Origin of the sequence: Clostridium sp. UBA5119 (assembly GCF_002414285.1) — a bacterium.
GTDB lineage: Bacteria > Bacillota > Clostridia > Clostridiales > Clostridiaceae > Clostridium_J > Clostridium_J sulfidigenes.
Window position 1 is genome coordinate 1 of sequence record NZ_DHYX01000050.1, and the last position, 18157, is coordinate 18157.

Genomic DNA, 18157 nt, shown 5'->3' on the forward strand with positions numbered 1-18157 from the left:
CGTAAGTCCAATAGTTATATACTTTTACAGTTAAATAGCTAACTATTTAACTAGTTGTTTTATTCATGCGGGGTTCAGATGATTTCTCATCTATAGGGTGTAATTAAATTACACAGAAAGCAGAGAAAATTGACAAAAGATGTAATCAATGCTATGCTTTAAGAAATTAAATATTTAGGGAGCTTGTATAACAGGCTGAGAGGAAGCAAAAGGTGGCTTCGACCTATAACCTGATTTGGATAATGCCAACGTAGGGAATTACATTAAAAATATTAATGGGACATACTATTTGGTATGTCCCATATTTTTTTAGATTCTACAAAATTCTGTTAAGGAAGTGTATGAAATGAATATAAGTAAAAGTGAAATGAAGTTATATGTAGTAACAGATAGAAGTTGGGTAGATGGAAAATTATTTACTGAAGAAATCGAAAAAACTTTACAAGGAGGAGCTACATTAATTCAGCTAAGAGAAAAAAATTTATCCTATGATGAATTTCTAAAGGAAGGAAAAGAGATAAAGAAGATTACAGATAAATATAATATTCCTTTAATTATTAATGATAATGTGGAAATAGCTATAAATATTGATGCATCTGGAGTTCATATAGGTCAAAATGATATGGGCGCAGCAGAAGTGAAAAAGCTGATAGGTAAAGATAAAATTTTAGGAGTTACAGTAAAAACTGTGGAACAAGCTATTAAAGCAGAAAAAGATGGGGCAAGTTATATTGGAGTTGGAGCAGCTTTTTCAACTTCAACTAAATTAGATACTAGAGTAATAACCTTTGAAACCATTAAAAATATATGCAAATCTGTAACTATACCAGTGGTGGCTATTGGAGGTATAAATGAGAATAATATTATGAAACTAAAAGGCTTGGGAATACATGGAGTTGCTTTAGTGTCTTCAATATTTTCTAAAGAAGATGTGTTGGTAGCAACAAAACAAATGTTAGAGTTAACTGAATGTATGCTAACTCAATAGAATAGACATGGAAAATAGGGGTGTATTTTAGATAGAAAATACTATACATTGTATAGAGGGGATTGATTTATAATGAAAAAGATACTTACAATAGCAGGATCAGATTGCAGTGGAGGAGCTGGAATACAAGCAGATATAAAAACTATCGTAGCTCATAAAATGTATGCAATGAGTGCTATAACAGCTTTAACAGCACAAAATACCACTGGAGTTTATGATGTTTTAAATGTATCAAGAGAGTTCTTAAGTAAAGAAATCCATTGCATTATGAAAGATATTTTCCCTGATGCCATTAAGATAGGAATGGTATCCTCTAAGGAGATTATTCAAGAGATTGTTGAAAGATTATTAGAATATAAGGCTAAAAATATTGTAATTGATCCAGTTATGATATCTACCAGTGGAAGTAGACTTCTTTCAAAGAATGCCATGGAAGCTTTGATTACAAAACTTTTGCCTATAGCTGATGTGATTACTCCTAATATTCCAGAAGCAGAATGCATTTGTGGATTTAAAATTTTAAATAAAGAAAATATGGTAGAAGCAGCAAAAAAGATTTCAAGGGAATATAAAGGGAAAATTCTTATTAAAGGAGGTCACTTGGAAAATAGTGCTGACGATTTATTATACAAAGATGGAAAAATAACTTGGTATCATGAAGAAAAAATAGATAATTTCAATACCCATGGAACAGGTTGCACCCTATCATCTTCCATAGCTTGTAATTTAGCAGCAGGTTATAGTATAGATGAAAGTATTTTAAGGGGAAAAAAATATATAACAGGTGCTCTAAGGGATAATTTAAATATTGGAAAAGGTAATGGACCTTTAAATCACTGTTGGAATTTATAATGGTAATAACTATATACTTATTAAGTGATTCATATAATTTGCATTAAGTATATAGTTTCAATATATGAATAATATGTAAAGAGGGAGATTGTTTGAAAAAACAGTCTCCTATTTTTTATGAACATGAAAATGATGTATGTAAATTCCATATATACAATATAATGAAAATAATGTATTTAACGAAACATTAGAATACCGAATATTTTTAAATTCTAAACAATGTAAAGAAAATTCTGAAAATTTCCAAAAAAGTATTTACAAAAGTAAAAAATATATGTATTATTATGATAATGAATTTACAAAACTGTAATATATATATTTAAAAGCAATAAATATACAATATATGAAATTAATTACATTATATAAAAATTAAATAATCAGCTTAATTAAAAGCTAAATTTAAAATTGTATTAACCATGGGGATAGGAATTTATACAAGTATATATTTTTAAAATATATCTTTGTATTTATTTATAACTTAATTATTTTAAGGGGGAATAGATTTTGAAGAAAAGAAAATTAATGGCCTTAATGTTGTCAAGTATTTTAGCTTTTTCATTAGTTGGATGTGGTGACAAAGAGAAAAAAGAAGACACATCAAAGGATAAACCAAAAACTGAAGAAGCAGAGAAGAAAATTGGGGGTACTTTAGTTGCTGGAATAACAGAAATGTCTGGTAACTTTAATCCAGGTTATTATTCATCTGCATATGATGCTAATGTAGTTGAGATGGTATTTGACCAACTTATTGTAATGGATGTTAATGGAGAATATCAACCATCAGCAGCTGAAAGTTGGGAATTTTCAGACGATGCCAAGGAAATAACCTTCAAATTGAAGAAGGATATGACTTTCTCTGATGGTGAAAAGGTAACAGCAGATGATGTTGTTTTCAGTTATCAATTTTTATCAGATAAATCTTATACTGGTAGATATGGATCTGTTGTTAAGGATTTAGTTGGATATAAGGAATATTCAAAGGGTAAGACTGAAGAGTTCAAAGGTGTAGTTGCTGTAGATGAGTATACAGTTAAATTTAGTTTTACTGAGCCACTAAGAACAAATCTTGCCAACTGTACTATGTCAATCATGCCAGAACATTATTATGGTGCAAATTGGAAGGTTGGAGATACATCATCCATAGAAGCTATAACAACAAAACCAATTGGTTCAGGACCGTATACTTTAGAGAAATTTCAGGAAAAGGAATTTGTATCTCTAAAGAGAAATCCAAACTATTATGGTGAAGGATATTATATTGAAAATATAGTATGTAAATTTGTTGATCAAACTACTGATATAGTTGAATTGACGTCTCAAGAGGTAGATTTACTTCCAGGAGTTATTGAGCCAGAGAAAATAAATGAAGCTAAGTCTAAGGATTTCATGACTTTCAATAGTTATGATAGAAGTGGATATGGTTACACTAAATTTAACTGTGAATCAGGTCCAACAACAGATAAAAAAGTACGTCAAGCATTATATTATGGCTTTAACATTAAAGAATTTGTAGATAGTTATTATAAAGATGAGACAACTGGAGATGTACTTGCATCAGTTCAATACCATCCATTCTCTCAAGTCTCTTGGGGTATTGATGATAAATTAGTTAGCGAAATGACTGAGTATAATTTTGATTTAGATAAAGCTAAGTCTTTATTAGATGAAGCAGGCTGGAAGGTTGGTTCAAGTGGATATCGTGAAAAGGATGGAAAGGTTATGGAGCTTAATGTAGCGGCTATACCAGATCATGATATTTTAAATACTCTTATTCCAATGTGGCAAAGAGACTGGGGCGAAGGTTTAAAAATTAAACTTAATATAGCATATCTTGAGTTTAATACATTATTAGATTACGTTATCTATAACTCTGATGAAAACGTAGATAAATGGAGTATATACTTCATGGCAACATCTATAAATACCCCAGACCCAGATAGTTTATATTCTGAAGTCCACTCAGATTATATTGGTACTGGTAAAGATAATACAGCTAGATATAATAATCCAGAAGTTGATAAATTGTTAGATGAAGCTAAGAGTATTATAGATAAGGAAGAAGCAAAACCTTATTATAAGAAAATAGCTAAAATCCTTAATGAGGATGCACCTATAGTTCCTGTATATGCAAATACTTATTTTGACATGTATAATAAGAAAATAAAAGGCCTAGAAACAAGCCCATTCTGTGATTGGGTAAAAGCATTAAGACATGCTTATATAGAAGAATAATTTTAAATTTCATATAGGCTATTGGCGCCCTGTATAAAATTGCAGGGCGTTATTAAAATAAGTTTAGGGGTGATGAAATGTTAAAGTTTTTAGGCAAAAGATTACTTAATTTAATCCCAGTTATGCTAATAATAACAATAATACTATTTATATTATTACAACTAATGCCTGGAGATCCAGTTAGCGCATACTTAGGACAAGGTTCTAAGACTACTCCGGAGCAGCAACAAATGATTAGAGAGCAATTAGGATTAGATAAAAGTCCAGTTGTTCAATATTTTAATTGGTTGGGAAGGACTTTAAAAGGAGATTTTGGTTCTTCATTAAAATTTAGAAAACCTGTAAGTGATGTTATAGGAGATTATATTTGGAATACATTTATACTAAATATAGTATCTATGGTATTGGCCTTTGCAATTGCAATTCCAGTAGGAATAAAATCTGCAGTAAAGAAATATGGAGCATTTGATAATTTTTGGACTGTATTTTCTTTAGTTGGAGTAGGAATGCCTTCATTTTTCTTTGCATTACTTATGATTTTCTTTATAGCAGTACCGAGTAATGGAGCAATACCGCTTAATGGTATGAGAACTCCAGTAATGGCAGCTGTTGGCTATGATAGCTTCATGGCTGAAGTAATAGACATAGCTAAACATATGATTTTACCAGTAATAATTTTAACTATTTTAAGTCTAGCTGGGCTTATAAGATATGTTAGAAATAGTGTTATTGAAGTAATTAATCAAGATTATATTAGAACAGCACGTTCTAAAGGTTTAAAGGAGAAGGTAGTTATTTATCGTCATGCCTTTAGAAATGCATTAATACCAATAGTAACTCTTGTAGGAATGTATATTCCATCTCTCTTTGGAGGAGCAATACTATTAGAAACAGTACTTCTTTGGCCAGGAATTGGAAATATACTATATACATCAGTTATGGGTAGAGATATTTGGGTTGTAATGGCAGCTAATACATTCTATGCAGTCCTAATGGTTATTGGAAATCTGGTATCAGATATGTCCTATGCATTGGTAGATCCTAGAGTAAAAGTAGAATAGGAGGTTAGTTTATTATGTTAGAAGTAAAAAAGGCTAAGGCTGAAAAAAAGAAACAAGACCTTCAAGCTATGGGACCATGGAGGGTTGCATGGGAGCGATTTAGAAAGAATAAAATAGCTCTTACAGGTGGTATAGTATTTGGGATTATAGTTTTGTTAGTAATATTAGTTCCTATAATATCACCTTATAATTTAAATGAGTTTGAACTTGTTAATAAAGTTAAACCACCATCAGCAAAGCATTGGCTTGGAACTGATGAACAGGGTAGAGATGTACTTATGAGAGTATTTTATGGTGGAAGGATATCTATGTTTATTGGAGTTGTCACTGCAGGTATAACCGTACTCATTGGTGCTACTATAGGTGGAATTGCAGGATACTATGGTGGATGGGTGGATAACATTCTTATGCGTTTTACAGAAGTAGTTAGCTCGCTTCCATTTATGCCATTAATGATATCGTTGTCCTTTGCATTGATGTGGAGGGTAAGTAGTACCCAGAAGATGTATGTGGTTATGTTTATTCTTGCCATAATATCTTGGCCAGGTCTTGCTAGAATGGTTAGGGGACAAATTTTATCCCTTAGAGAACAAGATTTTATAGTAGCTACAAAGGCATTGGGTATATCTAATAAATCTAAGATAGTAAGACATCTTTTACCTAATACCCTTGCATATATCATAGTTAATGCTACTCTTGGAATGGCAGGTGCAATTTTAACAGAGGCAGGACTTTCTTTCCTAGGATTAGGAGTAATTCCACCAACACCAACTTGGGGAAATATGATTGAAAGAGCTAGAGACTCATTTATATTTACGAATAATCCATGGCTTTGGATACCGCCTGGAATTTTAATCATATTAACCGTTGTTAGTATAAATCTTCTTGGTGAGGGCTTAAGAGATGCCTTTGATCCAAAAGAGATAAGGTAGGTGTGATATATGGAAAATTTATTAGAAGTAAGAGATTTAAAAACATATTTTTATACAGATAATGGTATTGTAAAAGCTGTAGATGGAGTTTCATTTGATGTAGAACCAGGAAAAACTCTTGGTATAGTTGGAGAATCTGGTTGTGGTAAAAGTATAACATCAATGTCTATTTTAAAGCTTATAGATAAACCAGGTAAGATTGTAGATGGGACTATTAAATTTGATAGTAAAGATATAGTACCTATGGATGATAAGGATATAAGAAAAGTTAGAGGAAATGATATATCTATGATATTCCAGGAACCTATGACTTCTTTAAATCCTGTATTTAGAATAGAAGATCAGATAATGGAAGCAGTAATGCTTCACCAAGGGTTAGATAAAAAGGAAGCAAGGAAAATTGCTATTGATATGCTTGCATTTGTTGGAATACCAAGGCCAGAGCAAGTGGCAAGAGATTATCCACATCAATTAAGTGGTGGAATGCGTCAAAGAGTTATGATAGCTATGGCTCTTGCATGTAGGCCCAAATTACTAATTGCTGATGAGCCTACTACTGCTCTTGATGTAACAATACAAGCTCAGATACTAACATTAATGAATGATTTAAAGGAAAAAACCAATACAGCTATAATGCTAATTACCCATGATTTGGGAGTAATAGCTCAAATGGCAGATCATGTAATTGTTATGTATTCTGGAAAAGTGGTTGAATCAGCTCCCATTAAAGAACTTTTTGATAATCCAAAGCATCCTTATACTAAGGGACTTTTAGCATCAATACCAAGTCTAGATCAAGACAAGGAAAGATTATACTCTATAGAAGGAGTAGTACCAAATCCATTTCACCTTCCTGAGGGATGTTATTTTGAACCAAGATGTGAATTTGCTAAGGCTGAATGTAAATGCAGGATGCCTGCTATAACTAATATTTCAGATGAACATCAGGTAAGATGCTTCCTATATAATGAAGCAATAGATGAGAAACATCATAAAGAGGAGGGAATCCATGATGGAAAAGGAAAGAAATAAGATTATTGAAATAAGAAATCTTAAAAAATATTTCCCGGTTAAAGGTAAATCTGCCACTGGAGAGAAACTCTGTGTAAAAGCTGTGGATAATGTTTCCTTTGAAATATATGAAGGGGAGACTTTAGGATTAGTTGGAGAATCAGGATGTGGAAAATCTACACTAGGTAGAACTTTAATAAAGCTCTATGAACCAACTGGAGGAGAAATTCTATATAGAGATCAAAATATTGTAAAATATAATGAAAAAAAGATGAAACCTTTAAGACAGGATATGCAAATTATATTTCAAGATCCATATAGTTCTTTAAATCCAAGATTGAATGTACATTCAATTGTTAGTGAAGCTTTAGTAGAGCATAAGCTATATAAGAAAGGTGAAGAGCTTAATAAAAGAGTATTAGAAATAGTTGAACAGTGTGGACTTTCTCCATACCATATATATAGATATCCTCATCAGTTTTCTGGTGGACAAAGACAACGTATAGGAATAGCAAGAGCTCTGGCACTTAAACCAAAATTTGTAGTATGTGATGAACCAGTATCAGCTCTTGACGTTTCTATTCAATCACAAATACTTAATCTTATGATGGATTTACAACAAAAAATGGGATTGGCATATTTATTTATATCCCATGACCTAAGTGTAGTAAAGCATATTAGCGATAGAGTTGGAGTAATGTATCTAGGTTCTATAGTAGAGCTAGCAGATAAGGAAGATTTATATAATAATCCAATACATCCATATACAAGGGCATTGTTAGCAGCTATACCTGTAGCAAATCCAGATTATAAAAGTGATATGAGTATAATAAAAGGTGAAATTCCAAGTAATGTTAACCTGCCTAAAGGTTGTAAATTTAATACTAGATGCCCTTTTGCTAAGGAGATATGCAAGGAACAGGTACCAGAAACTAGAGAAATAGAAAAAGGACACTTCTGTGCTTGTCATTTTGCAGGAGAGATATAGTAAACGACATAAAAGGAGATGATATGCTATGAAGATGAAAGAGACATATAAAGCAGTATTTAAGAAAAGAGAAGTAAATCCAGAGATGATCGGTAAAGTAGAGTTAGAGAAAAATGATTTACTAGCCCTAGTTTTAGCCACAGCATCGGTGATTGTGCCAGTTTTATTGATTGTATTTGCAGTAATTGCACTTATAATATTTATCTNNAGTATGAATAATCCCCATCTACTCTATAATATAGTCAAGGCTTAGTATAGGCCTTGACTTTTTTATTATTTATATAACAAAAAAAACCCTGATAATCAAATATCAGAGTCCATATGTGAAATTATTGGTTAACAAATTATAAATTAACTTTTTTATTTGATAGTGATTTAGATAATGGAACATATAAGGCAACAGCTACAAATATTGAGAAAGACCCATTTATAAGTGTTGCAGGTAAACTCACTGCAGAACTTAATATTGCCGGTAGGAATCCACTTCCAACAAGAAGTAATTTGAATACTCCAAAGAAAAATTCACCAACTAAATTAAAAGCTATACCAGCTACAGCACCTAATACTGCATATTGAATTTCAATAGATAATTTTTTCGCAAAAGTACATACGAAAGCTAAGCCTAACCCAAGAATAAGAGAAAAAATATACAATACTGGATTAATTACTAGTTTTTTCTCGATACCTGCTACTACAATTTCATTGCCTAAAGAAGTAGCAGTAAAGAAAAGCACTATACCAATTAGGATTAAAATTCCAGAAGCAATGCTTATCAACTTTATAGGTGACTTTGCATTTTTATTTTTTCCTCTTGCAGCAACACATCCTACAATTGCCCCAATACCAAATTTCAAAATCACAGTTTTAGGAACGCTTGATGCATAACCATTCATTAAGTCAAATAAGCCCATACCTATAGAGCCAGAAAGACCACCAATGGTACCAGTGAACAATAATGCTGCTAATATAACAAACATATTCCCCATATGCAAGAATGGATTTCCTACAGGAGAGGGAATAGGTATCTTAAAAAATAATGCCACGTAGCATAAAGCAGCAAAAAGTCCAATTAGAACCATGGTACCAGTAGAAAATTTAGAGTGTGTTTTAGTTTCCATTAATATACCTCCATACTATTGATTTAAATTATTATAAATAATTTGTATAATAACAAATTTAGAAAATAAGTAATGTGAAGTTATTATTCTCTTTAGAATTAATTGAATATTTTGGTGTATTTATATATAATATACATTGGGTTTGTCATTGTTGAAATATACAAAATACATAATTTTAATAGGGACAGTTGAAGGAGAATTTTATGAATGAAGTTAAAAAAGATATAATTAATCCAAAGGATTCACGAAATACACCATTATATATTCAGCTATATAATCATTATAGAAACCTGATTTCCTCAGGAACCCTAAAGGCTGAAAGTAAGCTTCCGTCTATACGTAGATGTGCAAAAGAGCGAATGATAAGTCGGACAACAGTTGAAGCTGCTTATTTGCAGTTAGTAGCTGAAGGTTATGTTACATCTCGGCCTGGAAGTGGCTTTTTTGTAAGTGAATTAAATTATAAAGATATCCAAAAAGTAGAAAAATTACAACATAATAAATACATAATACAAAACCAACCATTATATGACTTTGCTACCTATGCAGTAGATTATAAGAGTTTTGATTTCGATTTGTGGAGTAGATACATAAAGAGTGCACTTCGTAATGAAGAAAGGCTTTTATCTTATGGGGATCCACAAGGAGAGTATGATTTAAGAGTAGCATTATCCAAGTACGTAGCTGATAGAAGGGGAGTGATTTGTACTCCTGAGCAGATAGTAGTTGGAGCAGGCGTTCAAAGTTTATTACAAATATTATGTTCATTAACAGGAGTTAGATCGCCTATATCTTTTACAGGAGCTAGTTTTGAACAGGGACAGGCTGTATTTGAAGATAGAGGATTTAAAACTTTAACTTATAAGAATATTAATAGAGATTTATCTAAATTTAATAAGGATAAAATTAAAATGATTTATACATCACCTTCTCATATAACGCCTTGGGGTGACGTAATGCCAATACAAATTAGATTAGCATTATTAGCCTTTGCACAAAGGGAAGATTGTTTAATAATTGAAGATGATTATGATAGTGAGTTCAGATATTATACTCGTCCAGTACCGTCTCTACAAGGATTAGATGGAGGAGATAAGGTAGTATATATGGGAACATTTTCACGATTATTAATGCCGTCCTTAAGAATTAGTTTTATGGTACTATCTAAAGAATTAACAGAAGTATATGAAAGAAAAGGGAGAGTATATAATCAAACAGCATCAAAAACTGAGCAAATTGCTTTAGGTAAATTTATTAGCGATGGTCATCTTGGAAGACAAATTAGGAAAGCTAGAAAGCTGTATATAGCTAAAAGTCAACAACTCTGTATAGCAATAAATAGTGTATTTGAAGAGAAGGCAACAGCAATACCAGGTTCAGGGGGATTTTTAGTACAATTAGAAGTAAAAAGTAGTTTATCTTCAGAAGAGTTAGCAAAACGAGGTGCAGAGGTAGGTGTTTTACTACGTACCTTTGAAGCAGAAGAAGAGAATGATTATCCTAGATTATTGCTATCTTGCTCGGGAGTTGCTGAAGAAAATTTCCAAGATGCTTTAAGACTATTAAAAAAAGAATTTTTCAAGGAAAAATAGCCATAAATTACATGATAATTGTGATTATAATTTTTTTGAGTTTTTGTTGTATTGAGAAGTAATAGATGATATAATCCGAATACACTTTTATTATTAAAGTGTATTCAGGAGGGTATATCATGAAAAATAATATAACAATAGTATGTGATAGTTCTGTAGATTTAACTGCAGAATTTATGAGAGAAAGAAATATAGAATTTCTATCACTGTTAGTTGATTTAAATGGACACGTATATAAGGATAAGGTGGATTTATCAAATAAGGAATTTTATGAAGCTATAAAGCATAAAGAAACTACAGTTAAAACTTCACAAGTTACTCCTTATGAGTTTCAAGAATTTTTTAAGAAAGAATTAAAATGTGGAAATAAGGTTATTTGTCTTACTTGTTCTGGCAAATTATCTGGTACAAATAGCTCAGCTAATATAGCAAAGATGCATTTAGAAGAGGGTAGTGAAAATATTTTTGTTGTAGATACACTTGTAGCATCTGGGGGTTTTGGATATTTAGTTACTGTAGTAGCAGACATGAGAGATAAAGGATATACGGTAGATAAAATTTTAGATGAAATAAATAACTTAGTAGGAAGATTAGAAACTTTAATTGTAATGGAAACAGTAGACATGTTAAAACGGGGAGGAAGAATATCTAAAGGAAAAGCTATAGTAAGTCATGTTCTTGGAATTAAGCCAATTATAACAGTAATAGATGGGGCTCTTGAACCTTGTGGAAAGGCAAGAGGTAGAAATAAGGCTTTAAAGTATGCAATAGATATAATGAAAACTAGAGAGATAGATCCTCAATATGATATGGTTGTTTCTCATGCAAATGATTTAGAAGCTGCCAATCAAACAGTTAATTTAATAGAAGCTGAACTAGGCATAAATAAAATACTTATCAATGAAATTGGTACAGCAGTTGGTACACATTCAGGGGAAGGCGCCATAGCTATATTTTATATAAAGAATAAGTAATATGACGCTTTTACATGCAAATACTTAATGGAATGATTTCGAGGGCGGGACCATTTATACTAGTTATAAATTCCCCAGGAATTAAAAACCCATTATTGTTTAAGAAGTGAAAATATGGAATGAAAGAATTAAGAAGTTTTGTATAGTAGGAATCTAAGCCTGTTTTTCTAAGCATTCCAATACTTTCAGAAGGAGTGTAAGCCACTTTGGATACTTTACCAAGTATACAACAATCGCAAGAGGCATCATCATATATATAAGAATGTTTTGATGTATATGTGGAATTTATAGGCAAAATACAATTAACTCCTAAGCAGTTAATTATTATATCAAAGGTAGCTCCTTTATTTAATGCTTTCTGTATGGTTTTTAGCAATTCACATATCATTGTATAGGTTAATGGGCCAATATGTTTAGTATCAAATAGATTATCCAAATGTGAAGTTCCATAATTGTTTAATATAAATATACAGTTATCTATGCAGTTAGAAATAGTATTAACTTCTAAACATCCTGTTAAATCTACGTAATCTCCAGAATAAATATTATTAATTAAAGGGCTTGAATTATTAATATATTTTATAATCCCCAAGGCGTTCATTTTATTTCTTAAATTATTGTAATAGCTAAAAGAAGCATATACTCTTTTTAGAGTTACATCATTTCTATCAAAATTTCTACCTTCTAAATATCTAAAAATATCACCATAATTATAGCAGCTATTGCCTATGACAGTATTATCATCCTTATCACCTTTTGTATTTTTATAGTCATTGGAGCATTGGCTTTTATTATTATGTTGATATCTTCCTGTAACAGTGTTATCACTAATTTGCTTGATGGTTATACTTTCAAAATATCCATCAATTAGTATTGAGGATAGATTTTGAATTTCATCTTGATTTAAATATATTGGTGTAAATAAGTCAGCTGGCATTTTATATCTATCCTATTATTGATATATAGTTAATATATTATGAATTCATATTAATGTGAATATTAGAGAGGAAAATGTATATTAAATAAATTGCATTAGAATTATCGATAGAACTTAGTTTAATAACAAAATTTATAAAAACATAAGGAATTTTTTTTATAAACTTTTAATATATATTAAGTAAATAAATTCATGTATTAATTAACTAATTAGTTAGCTAATATATTAGGGGGAATTATGAAAAAGGAAGTTATTAACAATAAAGGTAGTGTTTATGAGTTAGATGGTAGGCCATCATTGACAGAAGCAATTCCACTTGGGATTCAACATGTACTAGCTATGTTTGCGGGGAATATAACTCCAATTATTATAATAGCTGGAGTAGTAAATTTACCTATAGAAGATAAAACATTTTTAATTCAGTGTGCTATGTTTGTGGCAGGAGTAGTAACTTTAGTTCAGCTTTATCCAATATGGAAGGTTGGAAGTAAATTACCAATAGTAATGGGAACAAGCTCTGGATTTATCTCAACTTGTGTATCTATTGGAGGTAAATATGGATTAACTGGAATTTTAGGAGCGTCTTTAATAGGTGGGTTATTTGAAGCCATACTTGGATTATTTATTAAACCTTTAAAAAAAATATTTACTCCAGTAGTCACAGGAACAGTGGTTTTAGCAATAGGCCTTTCGTTGATACCTATCGGTGTTAAGTATTTTGCAGGCGGAGTGGGAGCAAAAGATTTTGGATCACCATCTAACTTACTATTAGGAACGATAGTTTTAGTCATAATAATAATATTGAAAGAATTTACTAAAGGAATGACTAGTGCATCTTCAATAATAATAGGAATTATAGTAGGTTATTTAGTGGCGATTCCTATGAGAAAAGTAGATTTTTCGGTAGTTGGAAATGCACCGTGGATTACTTTACCAATGCCATTTAAATATGGTCTCTCATTTCATTGGGATGCTATTGTAGCGATGTTAATAATGTATATTGTAACAGCTGTAGAAACAGTAGGGGATATTTCAGGAATAACTATGGGGGGATTAAATAGACCAGCTACAGATAATGAGTTATCAGGTGGAGTTATGGCTGATGGATTAGGAAGTGCATTTGCGTCATTATTTGGTGTTCTTCCAAATACTTCCTTTAGTCAAAATGTTGGGCTTGTCGGAATAACAAAGGTAGTTAACAGATTTTCTATAGCCACTGGAGCTATATTCTTGATAATAGCAGGAATTTTTCCTAAGGTAGGAGCTGTAGTTGCTATAATGCCTCAGAGTGTCCTTGGAGGAGCCGCACTTATGATGTTTGCTATGATAGTTATTAGTGGTATAAAACTTATAACTAGTGAACCTTTAGATGGAAGAAATGGGATGATAGTTGCAATTGCCTTAGGGTTAGGTTTTGGGTTAGGATCAGTACCAGAAGCATTACAACATATGCCACAATGGGTTAGTCTTGTATTTGGAGGTTCTGGAATTGTCGTTTCAGGAATCATTGCTGTTATTTTAAATTTAGTTTTACCAAAGGATAAATCAGCTTAATGTAGAATTAAAAGTGGGCTTTTAGCCCACTTTTAATTCTACATTAAGCACTTCTTATACATATTTCTTATATGAATGCTAATACTATTTGTACAGGAGGTGATATTATGCAATCATTCAATGAATATAAATTTGCAAATGTAACAGATGAAGAAAGAAGAATGTTAAGTGATCTTGAACAAAGTATGTCAAAGGATGAAAATAGTAAAATAGTTTTAATAGCCTATGAGAATAAAAGTGCCGAGAGTTAATCTCGGCTTTATTTAGTTTAAGTAGTTAAACCTAGGTTTATATATTTATGTGGATAATATTTGTATATATGTATATATAATTAAAAAAATATATGTGAAAAAATTTTTAAATATGATATACTATGACTATGAGGCAGATTAGAAGTTTGTGCGTTAAGTGCTGGGTGAACAGGGAATTGTCACCAGACGAAAAGGAAACTTGCGGTACTTACTTCGATTCCCACTGCTACATATTAATAGGAATTCTCCTTTTTTATGTAGCTATTATAAAAAGGAGGTTTTTTATGATTTTTTTAGAAAAAAAAGATAATATGCTGAGTTTATTAAAGGAGTCTTCAGCACATTTAAAAAAGACTTCATCACTAACTGGACTAGCATTAATTGCAGCCATTAACATTATTCTTGGATCATTGTCTATTCAATTAAGCCCTATTCTTAAGATTGGATTTTCATTTATTGCTGTAGGTATAAGTGCTTTGTTTTATGGACCTATTGCCACTGGATTTGTAGGAATAGTTACAGATGTAATTAAGTATATGATACGTCCTAATGGTCCGTTTTTCATTGGATTTACTTTCAATGAATTCCTAGCTGGTTTTATAACAGGTTTAACATTATATAAAAAGCCTGTAAGTATAAAGCGAATTTTTATTACTAGATTAGTAATAATGATTGCAATAAACCTAGTACTTACACCAATATGGTTATCCATTATGTATGGAAAAGGAATATTTGTAGCTTACTCAGTACGTATAGTTAAAAGTCTTATTCTGTTACCTATAGAAACTATAGTTTTATATAGTGTATTAAAAACAGCTGAAAAGACAAGAAGAGTTCCAAGTTTTAAATAACATATAGAAATGTACCTTGATATTCTTTTAAATTCCCTTAAAAGAATATCAAGGTTTTAATTTTTTATAATTAAAGTACATATTGATTGTTAGATTTAAACAAAGAGACCCAATTAACTATTAAACAGTTAATTGAGTCTTAAATTTATATTAACCTATTTCTTCGTAAGTTTTATCATCGTTATCCTTCCAAGCCTCAGTATTTTCAAGCCCTGGAATTGTTGATGACTTAAAAATAGGGTCTTTGCCAGCCTTTTTCTGACGAGAATAGTCATCAAGAGCAGCAAATGCATATTTTCCAAGGAATAGTATAGCTATTAGATTTATAACTGCCATGAAAGCCATGAATAAATCTGCTAGATTCCATACCAAGTCTATAGAAGCTTGGGAACCAATAAATACAGTAAGAACGACAAAGGATCTGAATATATTAAGTATCACTTTATTATTACTTATGAACTCAATGTTAGTTTGTCCGTAGTAATAGTTACCTACTATAGAGCTAAAAGCAAACAAGAAAGTACATATAGCTAAGAAATAAGTCCCAATAACTACTCCAATTTGTGAACTAAGTGCACTTTGAGTAAGTTCAATACCCGTTAAAGTAGTTCCTGCATAATTACCGGAAATTAACACAATGAAGGCTGTACATGTACAGATTACTATTGTATCAGTAAAAACACCTAGGGTTTGAGTAAGTCCTTGCTTTACAGGATGAGAAACTGTAGCCGTAGCTGCTGCATTAGGAGCACTACCCATACCGGCTTCATTAGAGAACAGTCCTCTTTTAATACCTTGCATTATTGTGAATCCAAGGCCACCAGCTGCAAATTGTTTTATACCAAAAGCATTTTCAAATATTAATGCAAATATACTAGGAATAGTTTTGAAGTTAATTACTATAACTATAATTGCAACTAAAATATAAGCAGTTGCAAAGATTGGAACGATAACCTCTGAAACCTTTGCAATTCTCTTAACTCCACCAAAGATTACTAAGGCAGTTAAAACTGATAAAATTACACCTATTATCACGGGGTTAATATCAAAGGCATTTGTAAATGCTAAAGTTGTTGTATTAGATTGAGCTGCATTAAATACTAGTCCAAAGCATAAAGTAGTTAAAATGGCAAAAATTGCACCAAGCCAACGCTTACCTAGCCCTCTTTCAATGTAGTAGGCAGGTCCCCCTAAAAAGTTTCCATCCTTGTCTTTTGTTTTATAAATTTGAGCAAGAGTACTTTCTACAAAGCTTGAAGCTCCTCCAATTAAGGCAATAAGCCACATCCAAAATACTGCACCAGGACCACCAGCTGCTACAGCCATGGCAACACCAGCAATATTACCAGTACCTACTCTAGAAGCTGTGCTTATACAAAAGGCTTGAAAGGATGAAACTCCATCTTTATTTTCTTGATCATTAGGCATTAAAAGTCTAAACATTTCTTTAAAAAATCTAAATTGAACAAACTTTGTTCTAAAAGAGAAGTAGATTCCTACTCCAATAAGTAAAACAATAAGTACGTAAGACCACATAAAGGTGTTAATAGTGTTAACCTTGTCAGTTAAAAAATTCATAAAATTAATTAATACATCTTTTGTAGAAATTAAAAAATCCATAACTCATCTCCTTATCTAATTTTTTTATTTAATTATAAAGGTTTATAAAAAATTACAATAATTCTTAAAATACAAGAATTATAGGAAATAAAATTTCCGAATAATTTATCGTATTATTTATATATTATATGGAATTACAAAGAAAATCAATAATATTTGTTGAAAATTAAATTTAATTAAAGATAAGTGTAAAAAAGTTAAATATTAAGAAAAAACTACCAGTACATAATTCATACTGATAGTCTGTGGAATTGTATTAGGTTTTAGCTTTTCATTTTAAACTCATAGAAACATCGCTTACAAGTAACAGTAATTTTCCCTTTGCCTCTAGGTAATCTAAGCCGTTGTCCACACTTTGGACATTTAACTATTTTATAATTTTTCTTTTCATTAAACCATCTTTTGAAGTTACTAAAAATAGGAGCACAATCACCAAAGTGGAACACAGGTAGGTTGCTAGGAATTGCTTTATTAAATTTACTTAAAAATCTATTAGCATACATACAAAATTTTCTATGTTCTTGCTCACGCTTTTCAACATTTCTTGAGAAAACTCTATATAATGCATAAAATAAAATAACTCCCGCTAAAAGACGAGTAATAGAAAATAAATTTAATATAGATGATACTAGAATAAGAAATAATGAAAATAAGTCAATTCCATAGGATTCGCTGAAAAAATTCATTTGATCACCTCTTAATATATTATAACTAATTGTTATTGAAACATTAGAATATCAAAATATGTTTTTAATATATAATTTCTACATACCTCTTGTACTATATTATAGTACAAGAGGACAACTTATTTAAAGTGATTTATGAGGAAAGAATTTTAATATTTTATGAAATAGGATTTTAAAAATGTTAAATATTTATTATATAGATCTGAAAATTAGTCAATTAAAGTATGAAACTTGTTTAAAATATCATGACTACAAGAGTAAAGCTTTTAAAATAATTATTTAGAGGTTATTTATAAATGTTACTTATATCAGAATTTAATTCTTAAGAAATTATTACTTTTCATATAAAAATTAAAGTGATTATTACATCTTTCTTACAATTAGAGGAAACTTATTTTCAAAGTATTAAAGGTATTGTATGCTAACATCATCAAAGATTATGAGGTGAGGAAATGTCTAAAGTTCTAGAATTAAAAAATGTTACTAAGATTATAGGTAATCGTAAAATAG

General features: G+C 30.7%; 16 protein-coding genes and 2 riboswitches. Of the genes, 12 read left to right on the plus strand and 4 right to left on the minus strand.

Going from position 1 to position 18157, the window contains the following annotated elements:
• Positions 1-165 precede the first annotated feature (165 nt).
• Positions 166-274: riboswitch (TPP riboswitch) on the plus strand.
• Positions 275-346: 72 nt separating this feature from the next.
• The 7 genes from thiE (at position 347) to B2671_RS07290 (ending at position 8064) form a co-directional block, all read left to right on the plus strand.
• Complete coding sequence (gene thiE, locus B2671_RS07260; protein ID WP_346869801.1) at positions 347-988, plus strand: thiamine phosphate synthase; 642 nt, start codon at positions 347-349, stop codon at positions 986-988.
• 72 nt (positions 989-1060) lie between these two features.
• A complete protein-coding gene (thiD, locus tag B2671_RS07265; RefSeq protein ID WP_346869802.1) occupies positions 1061-1840 on the plus strand; it encodes a bifunctional hydroxymethylpyrimidine kinase/phosphomethylpyrimidine kinase in 780 nt (259 codons plus the stop codon).
• Positions 1841-2344: 504 nt separating this feature from the next.
• Positions 2345-4072, plus strand: a complete 1728-nt coding sequence (locus B2671_RS07270; RefSeq protein ID WP_346869803.1) for an ABC transporter substrate-binding protein — start codon at positions 2345-2347, stop codon at positions 4070-4072.
• Positions 4073-4149: 77 nt separating this feature from the next.
• Positions 4150-5133: an ABC transporter permease gene (locus tag B2671_RS07275; protein ID WP_346869804.1), complete on the plus strand. Its 984-nt coding sequence runs from the start codon at positions 4150-4152 to the stop codon at positions 5131-5133.
• A gap of 14 nt (positions 5134-5147) precedes the next feature.
• Positions 5148-6065: an oligopeptide ABC transporter permease gene (gene opp4C, locus B2671_RS07280; RefSeq protein WP_346869805.1), complete on the plus strand. Its 918-nt coding sequence runs from the start codon at positions 5148-5150 to the stop codon at positions 6063-6065.
• Between the two features lie 9 nt (positions 6066-6074).
• Positions 6075-7097: an ABC transporter ATP-binding protein gene (locus tag B2671_RS07285; protein WP_346869806.1), complete on the plus strand. Its 1023-nt coding sequence runs from the start codon at positions 6075-6077 to the stop codon at positions 7095-7097.
• Positions 7075-8064, plus strand: a complete 990-nt coding sequence (locus B2671_RS07290; protein WP_346869807.1) for a dipeptide ABC transporter ATP-binding protein — start codon at positions 7075-7077, stop codon at positions 8062-8064. Before B2671_RS07285 ends, B2671_RS07290 begins: the two co-directional genes overlap by 23 nt.
• A gap of 344 nt (positions 8065-8408) precedes the next feature.
• Here the strand turns inward: B2671_RS07290 and B2671_RS07295 are convergent, their stop codons facing one another.
• Positions 8409-9182 (minus strand): ECF transporter S component, encoded by a 774-nt coding sequence (locus B2671_RS07295; protein ID WP_346869808.1) that lies wholly within the window; start codon positions 9180-9182, stop codon positions 8409-8411.
• A gap of 203 nt (positions 9183-9385) precedes the next feature.
• On the opposite strand from B2671_RS07295, the gene B2671_RS07300 reads away from it, so the two are divergent.
• A complete protein-coding gene (locus B2671_RS07300) occupies positions 9386-10774 on the plus strand; it encodes a PLP-dependent aminotransferase family protein (RefSeq protein ID WP_346869809.1) in 1389 nt (462 codons plus the stop codon).
• A 119-nt stretch (positions 10775-10893) separates the two neighbouring features.
• On the plus strand, positions 10894-11748 hold the full coding sequence (locus tag B2671_RS07305) for a DegV family protein (RefSeq protein ID WP_346869810.1): 855 nt from the start codon (positions 10894-10896) through the stop codon (positions 11746-11748).
• Positions 11749-11758: 10 nt separating this feature from the next.
• Here B2671_RS07305 and B2671_RS07310 read toward each other — a convergent pair whose 3' ends face one another.
• Positions 11759-12685 (minus strand): hypothetical protein, encoded by a 927-nt coding sequence (locus tag B2671_RS07310; RefSeq protein WP_346869811.1) that lies wholly within the window; start codon positions 12683-12685, stop codon positions 11759-11761.
• 237 nt (positions 12686-12922) lie between these two features.
• Between B2671_RS07310 and B2671_RS07315 the strand changes: the two genes are divergently transcribed.
• From B2671_RS07315 to B2671_RS07325, 3 genes are all read left to right on the plus strand, one after another.
• Positions 12923-14239, plus strand: coding sequence for a nucleobase:cation symporter-2 family protein (locus tag B2671_RS07315; protein ID WP_346869812.1), 1317 nt, complete (start codon positions 12923-12925; stop codon positions 14237-14239).
• Between the two features lie 107 nt (positions 14240-14346).
• Positions 14347-14490, plus strand: a complete 144-nt coding sequence (locus B2671_RS07320; RefSeq protein ID WP_346869813.1) for a hypothetical protein — start codon at positions 14347-14349, stop codon at positions 14488-14490.
• 132 nt (positions 14491-14622) lie between these two features.
• Positions 14623-14718: riboswitch (THF riboswitch) on the plus strand.
• Positions 14719-14774: 56 nt separating this feature from the next.
• The gene (locus B2671_RS07325; protein ID WP_346869814.1) at positions 14775-15341 is read left to right on the plus strand and encodes a folate family ECF transporter S component; all 567 of its coding nucleotides are present in this window, start codon (positions 14775-14777) and stop codon (positions 15339-15341) included.
• Between the two features lie 150 nt (positions 15342-15491).
• On the opposite strand, the gene B2671_RS07330 is transcribed toward B2671_RS07325, so the two are convergent.
• Both B2671_RS07330 and B2671_RS07335 read right to left on the minus strand, forming a co-directional pair.
• Positions 15492-16919 (minus strand): alanine/glycine:cation symporter family protein, encoded by a 1428-nt coding sequence (locus tag B2671_RS07330; protein WP_346869880.1) that lies wholly within the window; start codon positions 16917-16919, stop codon positions 15492-15494.
• A gap of 305 nt (positions 16920-17224) precedes the next feature.
• Complete coding sequence (locus tag B2671_RS07335) at positions 17225-17647, minus strand: hypothetical protein (protein WP_346869815.1); 423 nt, start codon at positions 17645-17647, stop codon at positions 17225-17227.
• Positions 17648-18157: the final 510 nt, after the last annotated feature.